The sequence below is a fragment of the Actinoplanes sp. ATCC 53533 genome (assembly GCF_003947245.1).
The window spans coordinates 1-20900 of sequence record NZ_QHHV01000039.1 but is presented as its reverse complement, the minus strand read 5'-3'; the positions used below and the strand labels follow the sequence as shown (position 1 = coordinate 20900).

The window sequence follows — 20900 nt, the reverse complement described above, 5'->3', positions numbered from 1 at the left end:
GTTGCGGGAACGGTTGCGACGAGTCGCTCAGCCGCCGGCGCGGCGTGACCGGGCGAGCAGGACGGCCGCGGCCACACCGGCGCCCAGCAGCACCATCGAACCGGCGGCCACGAGGACGATCGGTGGAATGCCACCGTCCTCATCGGGCGGCTCAGCACCCGCAGCCGCATTCTGCTTTCCGCCGCGGGTTGGCTCAATATCCGGGGTGGCGTTCTGTCTTCCGCTGCGGATTGGCTCAGCGCCCGGGACCGGTGGATCGGTCCCCGGAGCCGTCAGCGCGGCCAGCAGGTTGAGCTGACCGGCGCCGTAGTAGTCGTCGCGGCCCTTGTCGCCGCGATCGGTCGCGGTGCCGGTGAGCCGCCGCACGACCTCGGCGGCCGGCAGATCGGGATACTTCGCGCGGATCAGCGCCGCCGCACCGGCGACGATCCCGGCGGCGCCGCTGGTCCCGGTGCCGGTCACGTATTTGTCGCCGGGGGCGGGCGCCGGGATGTCGACGCCGGGAGCCACCAGGTCCACGTGCGGCCCATGGTTGGAGAACGCCGCCACCTTGTTCCGGCGGTCCACCGCGCCGACGGTGAGCACCTGCGGGTACGCGCCCGGGAACTCCACCTCGTTGCCCTTGTCGCCGCTGTTGCCGGAGGTGCCGACCAGGACCACATCGGCCGCGGCCGCCTCGCTGACCGCCGCCCGCAGGCCCTCCCCGTCGTCGATCCCGAACGCCAGCACAATCACCTTGGCGCCGTGCCCGGCGGCCCAGCGAATGCCCTGCCCGACGAAGAACGTGTCGTCCGCCGGCGTGATCGGCATGATCTTCGCCTGCGGGGCGATGCCCAGCACGCCCCGGCCGGCGCCGTGCCCACGACCGGCGATGATGCCGGCCATCCCGGTGCCGTGCCCAACGGTGTCGAGGTTGCCGGCCGGCTCGTTCCGCACGACCTGGCGGCCGGCCAAAACGGCCCCGCCGAGATCCTGGTGGCGGGCGTCCACCCCGGTGTCGAGCACCGCGACGATGACGCCGGCGCCCTTGCTGATCCGCTGAGCCTGGGCGACCTTGAGCGGCGCCAGAAACCACTGACTGTCCCGGACATCGTCGGCCCGCGCGGGTGCGGCGGATCCGAACACGACAGCGAGAACGGCGAGAACGGCGAGAATCCCCCGCAGCGCCGGAATATGGCCGGGCAGGGTCACTCGTGCCACCCGATGACATTCGGGCCCGGGTCGTGCCGGGCGGCGCCCTGACCGGGCTCGATCACCGGATCCACTCCCGTCGCGACCTCCCACGGGTTGCCCGGGCCCAACGGCCGCTGCTCGCCGGCACCCAGGCGACGACCGCCACGCGCGCCACCCGGCATACCCAGCGTGCCCGCCGTGCGAGCCGCACCGACGGGCTCGTCCGGCAGCCAGGACGGCCGGGGTGGCCGGACCAGTTCGGCGCCACGACCCGCGGCGCCCTGGACAGCACTGCCGCCGACAACGCCGTCCCGGAACGTGCCACCACGTGCGCGACCCGTAGCCTCCCGGCTGGCACCCGATCGCGCGCCCCGGCCCACCCCGCCGAAACCGCCGGCACCGAGACCGCCCGTTCCGCCGCCACCACCACCGCCGGCGCCGGTGCCACCACCGGTGCCGGCGCCGCGCGGCCGGGGCTCGGCTCCATCCGCGCCGGTGCCGCCCGACCCGCCGGAGCCACCCCGCCGTGACCCACCCATCCCGCCCGGTCCCGTGCCACCGGCACCAGAACCGCCAGCACCAGAACCGCCAGCACCAAGACCAGGACCAGGACCAGGACCGACTATCGAAGGCACGATGCCCGGCACGCCGCCATCGGGAGGAAACGCACCAGGAGGAAACGCACCAGGAGGAAACGCACCGGGAGGAAACGCACCGGGAGGAAACGCGCCTCCACCGGGCGGTGAGGTGACCGGGGGCGGAGTGACCACCGGCGGGTTGATGATCCCGGCAAGACCGGGACCGCCGCCCACCCCGGCACCGCCACCGCCACTGGTCGATCCGCCGCCGGTCGATCCGCCGCCACCGGCATCAGCTCCGGAAGGGACGGTCGGCTCCCGGCCGGGCAGCGGCGGGACCGGATCGTGCGGCACCGGCACGGTCACCCCGCTGCCGGCGCGTCCACCGGCCGAGTCGCCCCCGCCCGCGGCATCCGGCAACCCGCTGCCCGGGCCGCCGCCGTCCGCCAGGGGCGCCGGCTGGAAGTGCGGGTCCGCCGGTTGCAGGGCGTACGGATCGGGGATGCGCAGCCGGGCGACGTTGTCCTGCACGATCTGCTCGGCCGTGAGCATGTGGGCCCGGGCCTGCTGGTCCAGCTCGTCCTCGGCGTTGTCCCACCACGCCGGGATCAGGTCGTCGCTCTTGTCCTTGTACTGCTCCCAGAGCGGCCGGATGTTGTTCTTCGCCTGGCGCAGCGCCTCGAGGATGTTCGCCAGCCCGGTCGACGTGTCGTCGGCCTCCGACCGGGCCGCGTCCATCCGGCCGATCAGCTCGTCGACCTCACGGACGAAGGCCTCCGACGATTTGTTCTGTTCCGGCGGCCACGCGGCCACCAGCGCCTCGCGGGCCTTGAGCAGCAGGGACCGCTGGTCTTTCACGGCGCCCGAGATCGCGCCCCAGGCGGCGACCTGGCGCCAGGCCTCCGGGTCGTCCTCGTCCTTGACCATCGCCCACAGCCGGGGCGTGTTGTACGACCCCCAGGCCGTGCACCAGCTGCTGGTCAGCACCGGCTCGCTCACATCCCCACCGCCCTGCCCGGGCGCCGCGGGCCGGCGGCGGCCTGTTCGGCGGCGAGCCGGGCGAGGCGTGCCTCCTCGGCGGCTGCCCACAGGGCCTGCTCGACCCGCCTGGTGCCGTCGGCCGAGCGGGCGTCGCTGGCGTCGAACTCGGCGGCCACCTTCTCCGCCGCGGCGGCGAGCAGCCGGGCGGCGGCCAGGAAGTTGCTGAGGTTTCGCGTCGACGCGTTCAGGCTGCGGGCGTACCGCTGCTTGGCGGCGTGGACGGCGCCGCTCGCGTTCTGCGCCCCGAACGGCACGCTGCTGAGCGGCATGGTGGCTCGGCCCACGGCCGGCTCGGTGACGTAGTCGACGTCCGCGCGGACGTCGGCGGCGAACCTGGTCAGCCCGCCCGTTTCCACATTGATGCCGGGATCGCCCACGACAGCCTCCCCGTAGCCGCGTCGTCACAACGCACCGAGCGTAGCGACCCCGAGCGATGTCCGGGGACCCCGCGGATTGTCGATCTTCGCAGGTGGGAGGCGGTCAGTGGGCGATCAGGCGGTGAGGCGGGTGACCGCCGCGGCTACGCGTTCGTCGGTGGCGGTCAGGGCGATCCGGACGTGCCGGGCCGCGGCCGGGCCGTAGAACGCGCCGGGCGCCGCCAGGATGCCGCGCTGGGCGAGCCAGTCCACTGTCGTCCAGCAGTCCTCGTCGCGGGTCGACCAGAGGTAGAGCCCGGCGGCCGAGTGCTCGATGGCGAACCCGGCCTTTCCCAGTGCTTCCCGCAGCGCCTCCCGACGGGCCGCGTATAGCACCCGCTGGGCCGTCACGTGCGACTCGTCGCCGAGCGCGGCCACCATCGCCGCCTGCACCGGGGCGGGCACGATCATGCCGGCGTGCTTGCGGACCGCCAGCAGCTCGGCGATGAGCGCCGGGTCGCCGCCGAGGAAGCCGGCCCGGTAGCCCGCCAGGTTGGACCGCTTGGACAGCGAGTGCACGGAGATGACGCCGGTGTAATCGCCGCCGCAGACCGCGTCCGAGAGCACCGACACCGGCGTCTCGTCCCAGCCCAGCGTCAGGTAGCACTCGTCGCTGACCACGATCGCCCCGCGCTCGCGCGCCCAGTCGACCACCTTGCGCAGGTGATCGACCGGGAGCACGCGGCCGGTCGGATTCGACGGCGAGTTGATCCAGACGAGCTTGACCCGCGGATCGGGGCCCAGCGCGAGCAGCGAGTCGGACCGGACCACCTCGGCGCCGGCCAGCCGCACCCCGACCTCGTACGTCGGGTAGCAGACCTGCGGGATCACCACGACGTCACCGCGCCCGACCCCCAGCAGCGTCGGCAGCCAGGCCACCAGCTCCTTGGAGCCGATGGTCGGCAGCACGCCGAGGGTGCCGGACGCGTCGCAGTTACGCGCCAGCCAGCCGGAGATCGCGGCACGCAACGCGGGGGTGCCGGCCGTGAGCGGATAGCCGGGCGCGTCGGTGGCCTCGGCCAGCGCCGCCTGAATCAGCGCCGGGACCGGGTCGACCGGGGTGCCGATCGACAGGTCCACGATGCCGTCCGGGTGCGCCGCCGCGACCCGCTTGGCGGGCTGCAGCAGGTCCCAGGGGAAATCGGGCAGCGAGGCTGACAGCACGGTCAGTGCGCGTCCCCGCGCGGCGGCTGCGCCGTCACGAACGGGGTGTCTTTGTCGATCTTGCCGACCTTGGAGGCGCCGCCGGGCGAACCGAGGTCCTCGAAGAACTCGTAGTTCGCGTTGGTGTAATCCTTCCACTGCTCCGGGACGTCATCCTCGTAGAAGATGGCCTCCACCGGGCAGACCGGCTCACAGGCTCCGCAGTCGACACACTCATCGGGGTGGATGTAGAGCATCCGGTTGCCCTCGTAGATGCAGTCAACCGGGCATTCTTCGATGCATGCCTTGTCGAGCACATCGACGCAGGGCTCAGCGATGATGTAGGTCACGGTCTTTCCCTTCCAGAGCCACGCCGCGGGACACCGCAGCGATACGGGCAGAGCCTAGTATCTCGCCGGGAGGAGGTGGCACGTGCTCCGACGGCAGGATGTGGGACACCGGGTTGTCGTTCGCCGAATTGTAGGCGTTTCTCAGGATCGCCCAATTTTCACGGACGCGCTGGGCGAGCTCGTCGAGCTGACCGAGACGGAGCTCACTCTCCTCACGGCCAAGGGCCCGCTGCGCGTACCGCTGCGGGAGGTGCACCGCGCCAAGCGGGTGCCGGCCGCCCGCCGTCCCCCCGCGGCCGACGTGATCGCCCTCGAGCTGGCGGCGAACGACGCCTGGCCGGCACCGACCCAGGCCCGCCTCGGCGGCTGGATCCTGCGCGCGGCGGAAAACTGGACCGGCCGGGCCAACGCGGCGCTCGCGGTCGGCGACCCGGACCGCACGCTCGATGCCGCCATCGACGCCGTCGAGCAGTGGTATGCGGCCAAGGGCCAGCAGGCCCTGATCAACACGCCGATGCCGCTGGCCGCCCCGGTCAACGCCGCCCTCGACGCCCGCGGCTGGACCGCGCGGCCGTTGACGCTCGTGCAGACCGGCGCGGTGCAGTCGCTGGTCACCGACATCGCGGCCCGGCGGGACCTGCCGCCGGTCGAGCTCGCCGACTCCCCCACAGACGCCTGGCTGACCATGGTCTCGGCACACAAGGGCGATCTGCCCGCCGCCGCAAGGCACATTCTCACCGCCGTACCGGATGTGGTCTTCGCCTCCGTGCAGGATGAGGACGGCAACCTGCTCGCGGTCGCCCGCGGGGCGGTGACCGGCCCCGCGCCGGGCCGCTGGCTCGGCGTCTCGCTGCTGCAGACCGACCCCGCCGCCCGCCGGCGCGGCCTGGGCCGGCACGTGCTGCGGGCGGTGGCCCAGTGGGCGATCCAGCGCGGCGCGGTCCGCGCCTATCTGCAGGTGGAGGAGCGCAACACCGCCGCCGTCGCGCTCTACCGGAGTCTGGGCTTCAGCACGCATCACACCTACCTGACCCGCGAGGGGCCGTTGCCGGTCAACCCGGTCGCACGGGCAGCAGCGAGCGCGCCGCCGGCGGCGTGAAGGGCTCGGCGTCGGTCGTGACCGCGCGATTACGGCCCGCATTCTTCGCAGCATAGAGCCGCCGGTCCGCATGGGAGAGCACGGCGCCCGGCGCCTCGGCCGCATCCTCCCGGCGGACGCCGCCGACGGAGACCGTCACCGTCGCCGTGGCCCCCGCCGCGACCGGGATAGGCATGGCGGCGACGGTCTGCCTGACCCGGTCGGCGAATCCCTCCAGCTCGGCTGCGGACAGCCCCGGCGCCAGGACGGCGAATTCCTCACCGCCGTAGCGGGCCACGATGTCCCCGTCCCGTACGCAGCCACGCAGCAGCGCGGCGACGGTGGCCAGCACCCGGTCGCCGCCGTCGTGGCCGTACGTGTCGTTGATCCGCTTGAAGTGATCGATGTCGAGCAGCAGCAGGCTCAGCCCGGGACGCTTCGCGGCGTCTGGACCGCCGTAGGCGGCGAGGGCCTCGGTGAAGGACCGGCGGTTGCGCAGCCCGGTCAGCACGTCGGTGTCGGCCATCCGGCGGTGCGCGAAGGTGAGGACGGCCATCCGCGCCAGGGTCAGCGAGAACAACAGCATGCAGGCGATCGCCCCGGCGACGACGTTCTCCTCCGAGCCGCTCAGGTGCTGCACGAGCAGCAGGATCGGGGCGGTGAAGGACGCGGAGGTGAGCAGCGTCAGGCGGGCCGGGCTCAGCTGCGGCCCGGCCACCGGCGACGGCTCGGTCATGGCGGCCATCGAGGGGTGCAGGGCCGCCGCGCCGAGGCCGAGCACGACCAGCAGCCACAGCACTTCGAGGATCCCACCGGGCACGTAGGCGTCGTTCAGCTCGAGGTAGCCGTAGCCGACGTCGGCCGCGAACATGGTGAAGATCGCGCCGAGGAGCAGCCGGAACGAGACGCTGCGGGCCCCCGGTCCCATGGACAGGCGCAGCGCCACGGTGATCAGCAGCAGGTCCATCGAGGGGTAGGCGACCGACACCGACCGGGCGAGCATGGTGTCCCCGGCCGCCCCGGCGACCTCGCTGATCACGTACACCCACAGCAGCAGCGCCGCCACGATCGTCACGATCAGCGAGTCGAGCAGGGCGGGCAGGTCCCACGACGGGGTGCGCGCCCGGACGAACGCGACCACGCCGGCGGCGAGCATCGGGTACGACGCCAGGTACAGCAGGTCGTCGTAGGACGGGTACTGGTCGATGCCGTAGACCGACCGCATCAGGTAGAAGCAGAAGTCCGCGGCCGCGTACAGGGCCTGGCCGCCGGCCAGCAGATACCACGGCAGGCGGCGCGCGGGGCGGTGCAGGCGGGCGCCGAGCACCAGCGCGACGGCGCCGGACGCGCTGATCGCCGTGTACCAGAGCACCGGCACGATCGCCGGCACCGCGGCGTGCGCCAGCACGACGTAGCCCACCAGGGCCACGCCGCCGAGCCCGGCGTACCACAGCCAGGACCGGAATGCCGGGTTCCTGTGCTCTCGCATGCCCACTCTCATCGACGGCCGGAGCCTCAAGATGAGGGAGTCAGCGACGGACCACCCGGCGCGGCTTGCTCGTCTTGGCCCGGGCGAAGGCCGCCAGCGACTTGGAGCGGTAGTCGCGGCCCAGCATGGTGGCGATCCAGTAGCCGAGCAGCGTGCCCACGATGGCGAAGCCGCCGTAGAGCCACACCTGGGAGAAGAAGTTTCCGGCGCCGCCGGAGAACGGCCCGTCGCCGCTGACGAACGGGCCGACCAGGATGGTCAGCAGCATGCCGCCGATCGCCGCGGCCCCCAGCTCCGGCAGCCAGCTGCTCGGGGGGACCCGCTGGGCCCGGACGAAGGTGATGATCGCCAGCACGACGCCGATCACGGCGAACATGACGATGGAGACCCTGTTCTGGGCCGTTTCGTTGTCGTTGAAACCGATGCGGATCACCAGCCGTGCGATCACGTTGATGGCGAACAGACCCGCGGCCAACAGAGCGATCGACACCCAGCGCTGCCTCATTGCGTCCTCCCCGGACGTACTACGGCTTCGCGCCGCAGATGAATCTAGGCTCGGGATCGTAGCGCCAGGTGAACTTCTCGCGCTCGATCTCCTTGCCATCCTTGCGGATGACGCGCCATGCGTCCTGGGTGAAACCTGGGAGTCCGCTGCTGGCGATGCACTTCGGGCCGGGCTCGCGATACACCGTCGGCGGCGAGGTGATGCCGCGGCGAGGGCTGCGTATGGTCCGCACGCTGTCGTAGACCTTGGTGCTCCACAGCGCGACCGTCACCGACCTGCCGGTGTACGAGGTGTCGATCAGGACCCCGTACGGCGTGGTGTTCTTGAACTTCAGATCGAGCGTCGGGTAGAAGATCGTCGACTCGATCACCGCCGGATAGCGGGAGAAGTAGAACGAGTGCGGCTTGTGCTCGACGTCCTGGAGCCCCGCGTAGTACGCGGCGTTGAACAGCGTCGTGGTGAACTGCGAGGCCCCGCCGCCGACGCCCGGTTCGAGCTTGCCGCCGACGATGACCGGCGCGTCCTGATAGCCGGCCGCGTAGTCACGATCTCCGGTGTGCTTGTTCAGCGAGAACGTCGCGCCCGGCGGCACCACCGCGCCGTCGACGGCCCGGGCCACGGTCATGATGTTCTGGCTGCGCGGCGAGCTCTTGCCGCCGGTGAAGTACGTGGTGAACGTCGACACCTTCTCCTTGACCCCGAGCTTGGCCAGGTCGGCCTCGGTGGTCGCCGCCTCCCGCGCGGAGAGCACCGCCTCGACCGAGCGGGGCGCGGGGTTGCCCAGCACGGCCAGCAGGGCCGGCCCGAGCTTGGCGAGATCGACCATGTCGCCCGGGCTGTCGGCCACGATCTTCGGCCTGCCGTCGGCGAGGGTGATCGTCGCCTGTTCCGGCTCCTCCTCCACCGCGGCGAACTCCTCGGCCGCGGCGGCGTGCAGCTTGTCGCCGTCGATCGCGGGGGTCAGCAGCCCGTCGTCGTCGGAGCGGAAGACCAGTCCTCGAGCGATCGCCTTCGGGGTCAGGACCAGCGATTCGTCCCCCACGGTCACGGTGACCGGCGCCGCGACGGCCGGGGTGGCCAGGTCCGCCACCAGCGCGTCGACCTGCTCCCGGGTGGTCTCCGGCGGCTTGGTGACAAGACCGATCGTGGCGACGCCGCCGACCAGCCAGGCCTGCCGGACCGTGGTCGCGGCGGCGGCCACGTCCAGTCCCTGCCCGGCGGCCGGATAGGTGGGCCGCGGCGTCAGCCCGGTGTAGGCGATGCCGGGCCGCTTCAGCGTGATCTTCCTCGGATCGAGGCGGCCCCGCAGCGTCCGCTCCAGCTTCGCCTCGTCCAGCTCGATCACCGGCAGGACCGTGCGCTCCCCGGCCAGCCTCGGGCTGCCCTTGATCGCCTTGCCGATGCTGCGGCCGACGTCGAGCCGCAGCGCGATGTCGGCGGCCTCGATCGAGAACCGCTCCCCGGCGAGGTCGACGGCCACCGGGTCGCCGGTGCGCGGGCCCACCGCGTCGGTCAGCCTTCGCTCGGCGTCGCTGCGGGACCGGCCGCCGAGATCGACGCCGAGGATCTTGGTGCCGCGGGGAACGTCTCCGATGTACGCCCAGGCGACCGCGCCCGCCCCGGCGATCAAGACGGCGGCCACCGTGCCGACCGCGACGGCACGCTTGCGGTTGACCGGTCCGTCGGCGGGCGGCGGGATCACCGGCGCGGCGGCCTGGCCGGCCCGGGTCTCAGAGGCGAACACGGCGCAAGTGTGCAGGCCAGGGCTCCGCACCGGCCAACGCCACGAGCGTTCGTCACCGCTTTGTGACAGCCGGCGATTTCAAGATCATCCGGTACGTGTACCCGGCGAAGGTCAGGCTGCCCACCAGGATCGTCACCAGCGCGACCCAGTCGTCGCCGCTGATCAGGTAGTCGCCCTCGGTGGTCCGGAGCCCCGCCGCGAAGAACATGATCAGCGTCCACACCGCCCAGGGCGGCGCCAGCGCCCAGCGCCGGCCCACCGTGGTCACGGCGAACCAGGAGATCGCCACGTTGGCCACCACCGCCGCCGGCACCGCGACGCCGATCGGCACGCCGCCGATCCGCAGCGGGGACAGGAATATCTCCAGGAAAGCGGTGAGCACCGCGGCCAGCACGGCGATGAGCGCGCCGGCGGTGCGCACCGCGAGCTCCAGCGCGCGGCTGGGCGGCCCCGGTGGCGGCTCTTCGACCGGCGCGGCGACCGGGGGCGCCTCCAGCGTCATCGCCCCGCCACGTTGCTGAACAGGTCGTCCTCCCACTTGTGCGGGCCGTTCACCTCGCCACGCTCGCCCTTGACCAGGGTGAAGTATTCGACGCCCATGAACTCCCCGCCGAAGTCGCCGGCGATGCCGTACAGCCAGGAGTTGTCCGGGATCTGGGTGGCGTGCGCCCGCATCGCGGCCTCCTTCCGCTCGTAGAAGTCCGTGCCGTCGATCCGGGCGGCGATCTCGTCGTCCGGGTGACCGAACGGCAGGTCCTCGACGTTCTCCACGTCGGCGAAGGGGTTGTCGTCCATGCCCTTGAACGCCGCCATGCCACCTTCGAGAACGCTCAGCGGCATGGCGGTCCAGTAGATCTTCTCCGGCCCGAAGCCCTCGGCGTCGGCCAGTTCCGCCGCGCGCATCGCGACCCGGTGGGCCTGGATGTGGTCCGGATGGCCGTAGAAGCCGTTCTCGTCGTACGTGATGAGCACCTGCGGGCGTACCTCCCGCATGATCTCCAGGCACTGCCGGGCCGCCTCCTCGAGGTCGGCCCGCCAGAACGCCCGGGGGTGGTCATTGGTCTCCAGTCCCATCATCCCCGAGTCGCGGTAGCGGCCCGCCCCGCCGAGAAAGCGGTGGTCGGTGACGCCGAGCGCGGCGCAGGCCCGCTCCAGCTCGACGATCCGCCAGCCGCCGAGCTGATCGGCCTGGCGCGCCTCGAGCTGGGCCAGCGCGGGCACGTGGATCTCGCCCTCCTCCCCCAAGGTGCAGGTCACCAGGGTCACCGAGGCACCCTCGGCGGCATACCGGGCCATGGTGGCGCCGGTGCCGGTGACCTCGTCGTCGGGGTGGGCGTGCACGAGCATGAGGCGGCGTGCGGGCAGGGCATTCGTCACGCGCGCCACTCTACGCGCGAGCGCCGTCCGGCTCCGCGTGTGCGGTTTGCCGGGCGGAAGGGGCGGGTGATCAGCGATGCTGTTCGGCGTGGAGTATCCCGAGCTCGCGAACCGCACCGGCCGGTTCCGCTTCGGCGCCCCGCACGCCTTGACGGTCGGTGACGACGGCGCGCGGGTCGCCTTCCTGCGCTCGGCCGGGCCGCGCGACCCCGCACCGGCGTTGTGGGTGCTCAACGTGGCCACCGCCGCCCTCACCGAGATCACGCCGGGGCCGGTGGACTCCTACGCCGGCTCCGCGTCGCTCGACGTCCTGGCCTGGGCGCACGAGGGGCAGCTGTGTTCCTCGGCGGTGGGACCGATCGCCACGGCCGCGCCGGTGCTGGCTCCCCGGCCGGATCCTACGGGCCGGCACATCGGCTATGTCACCGCCGACGGCTGCCTGCGGGTCGTCACTGCCGGTGACGATCAGCTGCTGGCCGGGGAGCCGGGCAGCGGCGTGTCGTGGGGTGTGGCCGAGCCGGTGGCAGCCGAGTTCGGCCGGGACCGCGGCTGGTGGTGGGCCCCGGACGGGACCCAGATCCTGGCCGTACGCGGCGCCGGCACGTCGTCGAGCCTGCACCTGCTCGACCTGTACGGCGGCTGGGTCGACGTGCACTGGGACCGCGAGACGTACCCGTACCTGGTCGACGTGCGCTGGCGGGGCACGGGCAACGCCCTGATCACCGTGCTGCGCCGGACCCAGCAGCACGGCCTGGTGCTCTCGGTGGACCCGCGTACCGGGGAGACCCAGGTGCACGCCGAGTTGGCGGACGCGCGCTGGGTGGAGCCCGTACCCGGGACTCCCCGGCAGCTGCCGGACGGCCGCATCCTGGTCGGCGGCGAGCTGGCCCACGACGGCTTCGACGCCCGCTGCCTGTTCGCCGACGGCAGCCTGATCACCCCGCCCGGTCTCTACGTGCGCCGGGTCGCGGGAGTGCTGCCGCGCCAGTCCGGCGGCCCGGAGCTGATCGTCGAGGGCACCGACGGCGAACCGTCCGAGCAGCACGTCTTCGCGGTGCGCACGGCCCTGGGCGGGGGCGGCACGAGCGCCCGCCGGCTCACCGCCGCGCCGGGCTGGCACACCGCCACGGTCGGCGGCGACGTGCTGATCCTCGACCTGACGGTCTCCCGCGGCGCGGCCGGCGTGCTGACCCTGCCCTCGCTGGCGGCGCCGCTGCCGTTCCAACCGAAGCCGATCCTGGAGCGGGTCACCGACCGCCGGCTGCCGGCGGCCGTGCTGTATCCGTCCGGCCACGTCACCGGCACCCGGCTGCCGGTGCTGCTGGAACTGGGCGCGGGACCGGGCCACCAGCAGGTGGTGGCCGACCCGGCCGCCTGGCAGGACCGGCAATGGTGGGCCGACGCCGGCTTCGTCGTGGTCAGCGTCGACACCAGGGGTACGCCCGGAGTGACGCCCAGCTTCTCCAAGGTGGTCTACCGCAGGCTGGCCGACGTGGCGCTGACCGACCAGATCGACGCGCTGCACGCCCTCACCGGCAAACACCCCGACCTGGACCTGGACCGGGTCGCCGTCCGCGGCACCGGCCTCGGGGGCTGGCTCGCGGCGCTGGCCCTGACCCGTCGCCCGGAGCTGTTCCGCTGCGGCGTCGCCCGCGACCCGGTCACCGACTGGACCGAGCTGCCGCCCGCGGCCGCCGAGCGCTACCTGGGCAGCCGCGCCGACAACTCCGACATCTACGAACACCACAGCGTCACCCCGCCGGCGGCGCTCCTGATCTCCCCACACGGGGACCTGTCCGCAGAACTCGCATACGTCCGGGAGTGTGCTTAACGCTTCCCCACGGATGAGTCCGGGGGATTTCCAGCTCGGACCGCATCCGATCCACCGTCCCGGAAGGAGGCGATCGCATGTCTGACGTCGTCAGCACTGGCACGGACACGCTCTGCCGTGGCGAGGATCGTCCTCGCGGCGTTGAGGTCCCGATCAGCGGTGTAACCGCAGGCCGCGCACTCGAAGATCCTGATACCCAACCCGAGGCGTTCCTTGGCTCTCGTTCCGCACCCGGAGCAGGTCATCGTGGTGTAGGCGGGCGGCACCAACACCACCTTCCGGCCCGCCCGCACACCCCGGTAGATCAATTCACGTTTACCCGCCCCGATGGCGGCGTCGGCCGCCTTACGGGCCATCCGGGACGACTTGGCCAGGAACCTCGGCTTGAAGTCCTCCACCGCGATCAGGTGGTGGCCGGCGACCACGCGGGCGGCCCACTGGCGGGCGTCGTGGGTGACACCCATCCACGTTGACGGCGGATCGGCTTTATATCTCTGACCTGCTCGGCAGGAATTTCCGTTTTCTTCCCCACGGCTGAAGCCGGGGTTTCCACGAAAGGCATCTGATGACGTCAGCCCTGATCGGCCGCAGCCTGCCCATGGAAGCCCTGGCGACGACCGAGTCCGACTATCTCCAGTTCGGCGAGACGTCGGCGCGCACGGAGCTGTGGGACGGAGGCGTGCTGACATGCCCCAGGGACACGCCGCGGCACCAGCTCATCCTGAACGCCCTGGCGAACGCGCTGCGGGCGAACCGCACGGACCTGACCGTGATCTCCGGCGTGCCGGTGCGCCTGGGCCCGGGCCGGATCGCGGTCCCGGACCTGATCATCGCGGGCGCGATCGACCTGGACCAGCCGCTGGTGGAGGCGCAGTCGGTCCGGCTGGTCTGCGAGATCACGTCCCCGGCGAGCGCGACGGTGGACTGGACGCTGAAGATGCACGCGTACGCCCAGGCGCGAATCCCCTGTTACCTGGTGGCGGAGCCGGAGCGCGGCCTGCTGCACAGCAACATGCTGTCGGCGCAGGGCTACGTCGAGCAGTCGGTGATGCAGCTCGTCCGGGTCACCGGCCTGGATCTCTGACCAGCCTGATCATGGCTCGATGTGGGAAACTCGGGCCATGACGTCCGCCATCTTCGGCCGGGGATCGCCGATGACAGAGGAGGAGTTCTTCGCGCTCGGCGAGACCTCCGAGCGCGTCGAACTATTCGACGGGAGCTTGTACGTGACCCCCGCGCCGACCCCCCGGCACCAGACTATTTCCCGCCGGCTGGCCAACCTGCTCGACCCGGGTGCCTCGAATGCGGGCCTGAGGGTGCTGGAAGCGGTCAACGTGCGGCTGCAGCCCGGCCGCATCCCGATCCCCGACCTTGTCATCACGACCGACATCGACCTCGATCTCCCAGTGATCAACGCCGAGGACGTCCTGCTGGTTTGCGAGATCGTCTCGCCGTCCAACGCGTCGACCGACAAGGTGCTCAAGATGCACTACTACGCGGCTGCGGGAATCCCCTGGTATCTGCTGGTCGAGCAGGAGACGCAGGCGCTCCATCTCTACGACCTCGCCGGCGGCCACTACCTGGAACGTTCCGTGACCAAACCCGGCGAGGTGTTGCTCATCACCGAGCCGGTGGTGGCGGCCATCGCGCCCGAGGACCTCCTGCCTCGCCATCCTTAGGCTGCGGCCAGCTGGTTTCGGCCGGCTCTTTTGGCGGTGTAGAGGCGGGCGTCCGCGCGGTCATAGAGGTCGCGGCCCCGTTCGCCGCTCTGGCAGGCAGCCAGGCCCATGCTCAGCGTCACCGTCAGGCCCGGCGCGATCGTGCTCCAGTCCCGGGCCAGGATCACCCGGCGGATCCGCTCGGCGATCTGCCGGGCCTCGTCCTCGCCGGTGGTCAGGAACATCGCGAACTCGTCCCCGCCGAAGCGGATCGCGACCTCGTCGTGCCGGCAGTGCGAGCGCAGCACCGCCGCGATCTCGCCCAGCACCCGGTCGCCGACGCCGTGCGAGAAGCGGTCGTTGATGTCCTTGAAGCGGTCCACGTCGATCAGCAGCAGGGAGCCGCCGTCCGCGACCGTGTCGATCCGGCGGTCGAACATCCGGCGGTTGCCCAGCCCGGTCAGCGCGTCCGAGCTGGCGGCCAGGTCAGCCGTCGTCCGCGCGGCCTCCAACTCCACCCGGCGGTAGGCTTGCCGCAGCATCGTGCGCCGGTCCATCCGCAGCTGCCACAGCGCCTGGACATGGGTACGCAGCGACTCGAGCATCGTCCACGTGGCCTCGCCCGGGAACTCCGCCACCGCGGTGATCGCCAGCTCGTACCGCAGCAGCAGCCGCTGGGAGGTCAGCACCGCGAGTTCCGCCGCGGCCCGGAACTCGCGGCGCGCCGCGCGCAGCTCGCCCGTGGCACGCAGGGCGACGCCGTGGGCGAGGTGCAGCAGCCGGGCCTCGTGCTGCTGGCCGGCCGCCCGCATGTCCAGCAGCAGGTTGTCGACCAGTGCGAAGGCCTCGTCGGTCCGGCCGCTCTTGGCGTAGCCGACCGCCAGCAGGGCCATCCCGACCGGTGAGTCGATGCCCCGGACGACCCAGTACTCCAGCAGCGCCACGCTCTTGTCGATCAGGACCGCCGCTTCCTCGACGCGGTCGACCTGCTCCAGCCGCAGCGCCCACTCCAGCCACATCTCGGCGTGCTGCAGCTCCGCCGACGAGCGGTACAGCTCGTCGGGTGACTCGAACGACGCCAGCGCCAGCCGCATGGCGTCGTCGGCCAGCTCGAACAGCTCGGCGGAGCGGGCCGCCTCGCCCAGCGAGGCCATCGCGGAGAAGTAGCGGATGCCCGTGCGCGGAGCCACGTCCAGCAGGGCCATCGCCCGGGCCACGTAGTGCAGGCCGTCGTCGATGCGGCCCAGGTGGATCAGCACCTCGGCACTGTCCGCCATGATCTTGGCATCGGTGGTCCGGGGACCGCCCAGCACGGCCCGGTCGGCGGCCAGCTCCTCGGCGATGCTCAGGGCCTCGTCGAGCCGGCCGAGGGCGCTGAGGGCGTACATCCGGCCCAGCCGGCTCACCCGGTGGGTGCGGTGGTCGCCGAGGATCAGCGTGATCGCTTCCGCCGCGTCGGCGGCGAGCAAGGTCTCCGTGTGGTGACCCCGGATGGTCAGGTCGTGCACGTGCAGCGCCAGGCTCGCGAATGGACCGTACGGCGACACCGGCACCGGCAGGCGGTTCATCGGCATTCCCCGTTTCCCATGGCCCTATGGTCGGCGGGACCCGCCTGGATGTGAGGTCTATGGCGGCGGCAGCCGACCGGGCCGGGCAGAGAATGTCGGTGGGGTCGCCTAGGGTCTCGGACATGAGCGTGGATCACTTCGACGAGGCGGGCACGGCGGTCCAGGCCGCCCTGGACGCCGGGGCCCGATATGCGGACGCACGGGTGATGGTGCGCCGCACCGAGACGATGAGCGCCCGGGACGGCGAGGTCGAAGACCTCAGTTCCGACGAGAGCGCGGGCATCGGAGTGCGCGCGCTGGTCGGCTCCAGCTGGGGCTTCTACGCCGTGCCCGACCTCTCCGACGCCGCCGCCCGTGCGGCCGGCCGGCGGGCCGCCGAGATCGCCGCCGCGAGCGCCATGGTGCCGGGCCCGGCGATCGACCTCGTCCCGACCGGCGCCGGCAGGGCGAGCTGGGCCAGCCAATGCGAGATCGATCCGCTGTCGGTGCCGCTGTCGGTCAAGGGTGACCTGCTGGTCGCCGCCACCGCGGCGGCCCGAGCGGCGGGCGCCGACCTGGCCGAGGGCATCTACCAGATCTGGGACACCCGCAAGTGGTTCGCCTCCAGCGACGGCCACCGCATCGACCAGCACATCCGCGAGTGCGGCGCGGGCATCACCGCGAGCGCGTACGGTGACGGCGAGATTCAGCGCCGCTCCTGGCCATCCCACCGCGGGCAGTATGGCACCCGCGGCTGGGAGCTGGTCGACGAGCTGGCCCTGACCGACAACGCCGCCCGGATGGCCGACGAGGCGCGGGCGCTGCTGACCGCCCCGCTCTGCCCGTCCGGCGAGACCACGCTGATCCTCGGCGGCGAGCAGCTCGCCCTGCAGATCCACGAGTCGGTCGGGCACGCCATCGAGCTCGACCGCATCCTCGGCTGGGAGGCCGCCTTCGCCGGCACCTCCTGGCTCGACCTGGACCAGCTCGGCACCCTGCGATACGGCTCCGACCTGATGAACATCACCATCGACCCGACGATCCCGGGTGCGCTGGGCAGCTTCGGCTACGACGACGAGGGCTCGCCCGCGGTCAAGCGCGACGCGGTGCGCAACGGCCGCTGGGTGGGCGTGCTGGCCGGCCGCGACTCGGCCGCGATGGCCGGGCTCGACTATGCCGGCAGCGTCCGCTCCGACGGCTGGGCGCGGCTGCCGATGGTCCGGATGACCAACGTCGGCCTGGAGCCGGGCCCGCACACCCTGGACGAGATCATCGCGGCCACCGACGACGGCGTGCTGATGGATATCAACCGGTCCTGGTCGATCGACGACCGCCGGCTCAACTTCCAGTTCGGCTGCGAAATCGGCTACGAGGTCAAGAACGGCAAGCGCGGGCGGATGCTGCGCAACCCGACATATACCGGGATCGGCCCGAAGTTCTGGCAGTCGATGGACATGCTGTCCTCCGAGACAGTCGCCTGGGGCACGCCGAATTGCGGCAAGGGCCAGCCTGGTCAGATCGGGCACACGGGCCACCCGGCCGCGCCGGCCCGGTTCACCGGAGTTCGCGTGGGGGTGCGGGGTTGAGCAGTCACGAGCAGGTTCCCGACCAGCGAAGCGGAGGATGGGCATGAGCGCCGAGCTCGATCTCGCGGCCCGGGTCATCGAGCTGACCCGGCGCCTGACCGGCCCGGGTGCCGAGGCCGAGGTCCTCGCCGCCCACTCCGCCGAGGCGCTGACCCGCTTCGCCAACTCGGCGATCCACCAGAACGTCGCCGACGCCACCACGACCGTGCGCCTGCGGCTGCACGTCGACGGGCGGACGGCCGGCGGCTCCACCACCGTGACCGACGCGGCCGGCCTGCAGTCCCTGGTCGAGCGCACGATCGCGGCCTCCCGGCTCTCCCCGCCCGACCAGGCCTGGCCCGGCCTCACCCCGCCCACCCCGCTGCGCTCGGCCCCCGCCTTCGACGAGGCGACCGCCGCAGCCGGCCCGCGCGAGCGCGCCGAACGCGTCCGCGACTTCGTCCGGGCGGCCGGCGGTCTGGAGACGGCCGGCTTCTGCCGCACGACGTATTCCTCGGGCGGCTTCGCAAACACAGCCGGCCAGGCCGTCGAGGGCCGGGCCGCCGAGGCCGCGATGGACGGCATCGCCCGCCTCGACGGCGCGGACGGCGTGGCCCGGCGGGCCGCCGGCCGCCTGGCCGAGCTGGACGGCGCCGCCCTGGGCACCCGCGCGGCCGCGAAGGCCCGCGCCGGTGGCCGCCCGATCGAGCTGCCACCGGGCCACTACGAGGTCGTGCTGGAGCCCACCGCGGTCGCCGACATCCTCGACAATCTGGCGAGCTTCGGCTTCAACGGCAAGGCGTTCGCCCAGCACCAGTCGTTCGCGGAGCTGGGCGCCCAGCAGTTCGACCAGGCCGTGACCATCACCGACGAGCCGCTGGGCGCGACCCTGCCGTTCGACCTGGAGGGCACCCCGCGCGGCACCCTGCCCCTGGTCGGAGACGGCACGACCGTCGCGGTCAGCCACGACCGCACCTCGGCCGCCGAGGTGGGCGCGATGTCCACCGGCCACGCCGGCGCCGCATCGCGCTCATGGGGCCCGATCGCCGCCAACCTGTGCCTGGCCCCGGACCCGACCGGCAACAGCACCCCGGAAACCGGCGAGGGCCCGACGGCGGCGTCGGCCCGCGCCCTGGTCAGCCGCGTGCGCCGGGGCCTGCTGATCACCGACTTCTGGTACACCCGGGTGCTCGACCAGAAGAGCCTGGTCATCACGGGCCTGACCCGCAACGGCGTCTGGCTGGTCGAGGACGGCGAGGTGACGGCGGCGGTGGGCAACATGCGCTTCACCCAGTCCTACCCGCAGGCCCTGGGGCCGGGCGCGGTGCTGGGGGTGGGCGCGGAGGCGATCGCGCTGCCAGACCGCTGGTCGGGAGTCCGCTACGCGGCCCCAGCCCTGCACCTGAAGTCCTGGAACTTCACCGGCAACGCCTCCGGCTGAGCGGGCCTCCGGCTGAGGAGTCACGAGCGTCGCCGCCGGCTGCGGGGCCGGGGGCGGTTTCCGTCTGCTGGATGCGTGGTGCTTCTCGCGAGCGCCCACAGGCCATAGCGGCGCAAGATCTTCTCCTACGGGCCGAGGATGGGCGGTCGGCCCGTGACGCCGTGAGCGTCGTCGGCGGGCGGGGCATTGACCGGCGTGTTTCACTGGGCCAGTGAGCGCTGGATCGAGGAGTGACGGGCCACGTGACCAGGAGTCCGATGGCGGTCGAGCGGTGCCCGACCCGGCGGACGAGCCGACCACCGGCCCGCCGGCCGGTGCCGGCTCCGCGTCCGTCCCCGACCCGAGTTTCCAGCCCGGTGCCGGGCGCGATGCCCTGCGATCCGATCCCGGCGAGGGCTCCGCTTCCTACACCCCATCCGACCCGGACGCCACGCCCTGGTCGGGAACCACAACCGGGTCGATCCCTAGGCCCGGATCAAGCACCACGCCCGGATCGAGCCCCGCACCCGGCACCAGCGGCGAACCCAGATCCAGGACTGCTTCCGAGGCCACGGATGCGGATCCCGGCGCGGGTGCCGATCCGGACGCAAGCACAGATCCCGATGCGGGTGCGAGTCCCGACGCGGGCGCCGGGTCAGGTGCGAGTCCCGACGCAGGCGCCGGGTCAGGTGCGGGTGCCGGGGCAGGAGCCGACGCGGGGAAGCGGCGCAAGCGGCGGCGGCTCGTCGCCGGGGTCGCGGTGGCTGCCGCCATTGTCGTCATCGCGCTCTGTGCCGGTGGGCTCGCCGTTCTGCGGGCCGTTTCCGGCTTCCGGGATGATGCGGCCGATGCCCGTGCGGATCGGCGGTTGCGGGACAGCGCCTGCCTTGAGCTCGAGGGCCGGCTCAACCGGCTCGTCCCGCCCGGCGCCACCACCAGTCCGCAGGCCCGGGCCGTCGCCGTGCGAGATGAGAACGCCGCCAGCCGCATCTACGTCGGCCGATTGGATGAGCAGCGGGTGTCCGACGGCTGGCGGGAGTTGCTTGATGCGCGTACCTCGTTCGCCGAGGCTCTTGATGCGCAGACCAAGTCCCGTACCACGGCCTTTTTCGTCGCTCCCGCGCCCCGCGAGGGGGTCTCGCTCGCCGACCAGCTGGCCCGGTGGTCTCCCCCCGCCTGCGCCGGTCCGATCCGCCGGCTTGCCGCGCCGGACCTGTAGCGCGTGGTAAGCCTTCCCTTACTAGGGCAGGAAGCTGACCTTCGTTGTAACGTGTGCCACACATTGCGGACGCACACCCCAAACAGGCGCGCCCGCCGGCAGCTGCAGGTCACCGTCAGGGAGAGTCAATGACGACGACGGCAACGAAGCCGGATCCGGGGCGCTCACGCGCCTCGATCGCGGCCAGGACGTTGCGTACGGACCGGTGGTGGTTTCCACCGCTGATCACCTTTGTGGGGTTGTCCGCGTGGGTCATCTACGCGACCGTCCGCGTGTTCATGCACAAGTGGTACTTCGTGGAGGAGCACCACTATCTGACCCCGTTCTACTCGCCGTGTCTCACCGACCGGTGCGAGCCGGCGTCGGCCTTGTTCGGCACTCCACTGCCGAGCTTCTGGCTTGTCCCGGAGGCGGCGCTCACGCTGCCGTTCCTGCTGCTCTTCCGCCTCACCTGTTACTACTACCGCAAGGCGTACTACCGCGCCTTCTGGCTGTCGCCGCCGGCCTGTGCCGTGCCCGACGCGCACGAGAAGTACACCGGTGAGACGCGGTTCCCGCTGATCTTCCAGAACCTGCACCGGTACGCGTTCTACGCCGCCGGCATCATCTCGTTGATCAACACCTGGGACGCCGTCATCGCGTTCCGGTCCGGCGAGGAGTTCGGCTTCGGGCTGGGCAACGTCATCCTGGTCGGCAACGTCGTGATGCTGTGGCTGTACACGTTGTCCTGTCACTCCTGCCGGCACATCGTCGGCGGGCGGTTGAA

The 20900-nt window shown here is 72.1% G+C and carries 20 protein-coding genes; 8 read left to right on the top strand and 12 right to left on the bottom strand.

Annotation, left to right across the window (positions count from 1 at the left end; translation table 11 throughout):
* Positions 1-27: 27 nt before the first annotated feature.
* The 5 genes from DMB66_RS14665 to fdxA form a co-directional block, all read right to left on the bottom strand.
* On the bottom strand, positions 28-1200 hold the full coding sequence (locus tag DMB66_RS14665; protein ID WP_158647242.1) for a S8 family serine peptidase: 1173 nt from the start codon (positions 1198-1200) through the stop codon (positions 28-30).
* Positions 1188-2750 (bottom strand): hypothetical protein, encoded by a 1563-nt coding sequence (locus tag DMB66_RS61165; RefSeq protein WP_158647241.1) that lies wholly within the window; start codon positions 2748-2750, stop codon positions 1188-1190. The genes DMB66_RS14665 and DMB66_RS61165 overlap by 13 nt, the downstream gene beginning before the upstream one ends.
* A complete protein-coding gene (locus DMB66_RS14660; RefSeq protein ID WP_125804629.1) occupies positions 2747-3169 on the bottom strand; it encodes a hypothetical protein in 423 nt (140 codons plus the stop codon). The genes DMB66_RS61165 and DMB66_RS14660 overlap by 4 nt, the downstream gene beginning before the upstream one ends.
* A gap of 114 nt (positions 3170-3283) precedes the next feature.
* Positions 3284-4372, bottom strand: coding sequence for a succinyldiaminopimelate transaminase (gene dapC, locus DMB66_RS14655; RefSeq protein ID WP_370318414.1), 1089 nt, complete (start codon positions 4370-4372; stop codon positions 3284-3286).
* Positions 4373-4374: 2 nt separating this feature from the next.
* A complete protein-coding gene (fdxA, locus tag DMB66_RS63715; protein WP_125804627.1) occupies positions 4375-4701 on the bottom strand; it encodes a ferredoxin in 327 nt (108 codons plus the stop codon).
* A gap of 82 nt (positions 4702-4783) precedes the next feature.
* Between fdxA and DMB66_RS14645 the strand changes: the two genes are divergently transcribed.
* Positions 4784-5800, top strand: coding sequence for a GNAT family N-acetyltransferase (locus DMB66_RS14645; protein WP_125804626.1), 1017 nt, complete (start codon positions 4784-4786; stop codon positions 5798-5800).
* On the opposite strand, the gene DMB66_RS14640 is transcribed toward DMB66_RS14645, so the two are convergent.
* From DMB66_RS14640 to mshB, 5 genes are read right to left on the bottom strand one after another with little or no spacing between them, the layout of a single operon-like run.
* The gene (locus DMB66_RS14640; RefSeq protein WP_125804625.1) at positions 5754-7268 is read right to left on the bottom strand and encodes a diguanylate cyclase; all 1515 of its coding nucleotides are present in this window, start codon (positions 7266-7268) and stop codon (positions 5754-5756) included. The two genes, DMB66_RS14645 and DMB66_RS14640, sit on opposite strands and share 47 nt — an antisense overlap.
* A 40-nt stretch (positions 7269-7308) precedes the next feature.
* On the bottom strand, positions 7309-7773 hold the full coding sequence (locus tag DMB66_RS14635; protein WP_199752348.1) for a hypothetical protein: 465 nt from the start codon (positions 7771-7773) through the stop codon (positions 7309-7311).
* A 19-nt stretch (positions 7774-7792) separates the two neighbouring features.
* Positions 7793-9517, bottom strand: coding sequence for a VanW family protein (locus DMB66_RS14630; protein ID WP_125804624.1), 1725 nt, complete (start codon positions 9515-9517; stop codon positions 7793-7795).
* A 52-nt stretch (positions 9518-9569) separates the two neighbouring features.
* Positions 9570-10019: a hypothetical protein gene (locus DMB66_RS14625; protein WP_233624559.1), complete on the bottom strand. Its 450-nt coding sequence runs from the start codon at positions 10017-10019 to the stop codon at positions 9570-9572.
* Complete coding sequence (mshB, locus tag DMB66_RS14620) at positions 10016-10864, bottom strand: N-acetyl-1-D-myo-inositol-2-amino-2-deoxy-alpha-D-glucopyranoside deacetylase (protein WP_125804671.1); 849 nt, start codon at positions 10862-10864, stop codon at positions 10016-10018. Before mshB ends, DMB66_RS14625 begins: the two co-directional genes overlap by 4 nt.
* A 106-nt stretch (positions 10865-10970) precedes the next feature.
* Here mshB and DMB66_RS14615 point away from each other — a divergent pair, with 106 nt between their 5' ends.
* Positions 10971-12725, top strand: a complete 1755-nt coding sequence (locus tag DMB66_RS14615) for a prolyl oligopeptidase family serine peptidase (RefSeq protein WP_370318410.1) — start codon at positions 10971-10973, stop codon at positions 12723-12725.
* Here DMB66_RS14615 and DMB66_RS14610 read toward each other — a convergent pair.
* Entirely contained in the window at positions 12722-13189 is a 468-nt protein-coding gene (locus DMB66_RS14610) for a zinc ribbon domain-containing protein (protein WP_199752346.1), read from the bottom strand. The genes DMB66_RS14615 and DMB66_RS14610 overlap by 4 nt on opposite strands.
* Positions 13190-13290: 101 nt before the next feature.
* Here DMB66_RS14610 and DMB66_RS14605 point away from each other — a divergent pair, with 101 nt between their 5' ends.
* Together DMB66_RS14605 and DMB66_RS14600 are read left to right on the top strand one after the other, a co-directional pair.
* Complete coding sequence (locus DMB66_RS14605) at positions 13291-13809, top strand: Uma2 family endonuclease (protein ID WP_125804623.1); 519 nt, start codon at positions 13291-13293, stop codon at positions 13807-13809.
* Between the two features lie 37 nt (positions 13810-13846).
* On the top strand, positions 13847-14404 hold the full coding sequence (locus DMB66_RS14600; protein WP_125804622.1) for a Uma2 family endonuclease: 558 nt from the start codon (positions 13847-13849) through the stop codon (positions 14402-14404).
* Here DMB66_RS14600 and DMB66_RS14595 read toward each other — a convergent pair.
* Positions 14401-15951 (bottom strand): GGDEF domain-containing protein, encoded by a 1551-nt coding sequence (locus tag DMB66_RS14595; protein ID WP_233624557.1) that lies wholly within the window; start codon positions 15949-15951, stop codon positions 14401-14403. The genes DMB66_RS14600 and DMB66_RS14595 overlap by 4 nt on opposite strands.
* Before the next feature lie 128 nt (positions 15952-16079).
* On the opposite strand from DMB66_RS14595, the gene DMB66_RS14590 reads away from it, so the two are divergent.
* The 4 genes from DMB66_RS14590 to DMB66_RS14570 form a co-directional block, all read left to right on the top strand.
* Positions 16080-17516, top strand: a complete 1437-nt coding sequence (locus tag DMB66_RS14590; protein WP_370318432.1) for a TldD/PmbA family protein — start codon at positions 16080-16082, stop codon at positions 17514-17516.
* A 43-nt stretch (positions 17517-17559) separates the two neighbouring features.
* The gene (locus tag DMB66_RS14585; RefSeq protein WP_125804619.1) at positions 17560-18936 is read left to right on the top strand and encodes a TldD/PmbA family protein; all 1377 of its coding nucleotides are present in this window, start codon (positions 17560-17562) and stop codon (positions 18934-18936) included.
* Positions 18937-19675: 739 nt separating this feature from the next.
* A complete protein-coding gene (locus DMB66_RS14575; RefSeq protein WP_125804617.1) occupies positions 19676-20134 on the top strand; it encodes a hypothetical protein in 459 nt (152 codons plus the stop codon).
* 128 nt (positions 20135-20262) lie between these two features.
* A partial coding sequence (locus DMB66_RS14570; protein ID WP_125804616.1) for a hypothetical protein occupies positions 20263-20900 on the top strand: 638 nt, incomplete at its 3' end.

Bases quoted from the DNA above. Each gene is read 5' to 3' on its own strand.
- DMB66_RS14640 (WP_125804625.1), bottom strand. From the start codon at position 7,268: ATGCGAGAGCACAGGAACCCGGCATTCCGGTCCTGGCTGTGGTACGCC.
- DMB66_RS14635 (WP_199752348.1), bottom strand. From the start codon at position 7,773: ATGAGGCAGCGCTGGGTGTCGATCGCTCTGTTGGCCGCGGGTCTGTTC.
- DMB66_RS14625 (WP_233624559.1), bottom strand. From the start codon at position 10,019: ATGACGCTGGAGGCGCCCCCGGTCGCCGCGCCGGTCGAAGAGCCGCCA.
- mshB (WP_125804671.1), bottom strand. From the start codon at position 10,864: ATGCTCGTGCACGCCCACCCCGACGACGAGGTCACCGGCACCGGCGCC.
- DMB66_RS14615 (WP_370318410.1), top strand. From the start codon at position 10,971: ATGCTGTTCGGCGTGGAGTATCCCGAGCTCGCGAACCGCACCGGCCGG.
- DMB66_RS14610 (WP_199752346.1), bottom strand. From the start codon at position 13,189: ATGGGTGTCACCCACGACGCCCGCCAGTGGGCCGCCCGCGTGGTCGCC.
- DMB66_RS14605 (WP_125804623.1), top strand. From the start codon at position 13,291: ATGACGTCAGCCCTGATCGGCCGCAGCCTGCCCATGGAAGCCCTGGCG.
- DMB66_RS14600 (WP_125804622.1), top strand. From the start codon at position 13,847: ATGACGTCCGCCATCTTCGGCCGGGGATCGCCGATGACAGAGGAGGAG.
- DMB66_RS14595 (WP_233624557.1), bottom strand. From the start codon at position 15,951: ATGAACCGCCTGCCGGTGCCGGTGTCGCCGTACGGTCCATTCGCGAGC.
- DMB66_RS14585 (WP_125804619.1), top strand. From the start codon at position 17,560: ATGAGCGCCGAGCTCGATCTCGCGGCCCGGGTCATCGAGCTGACCCGG.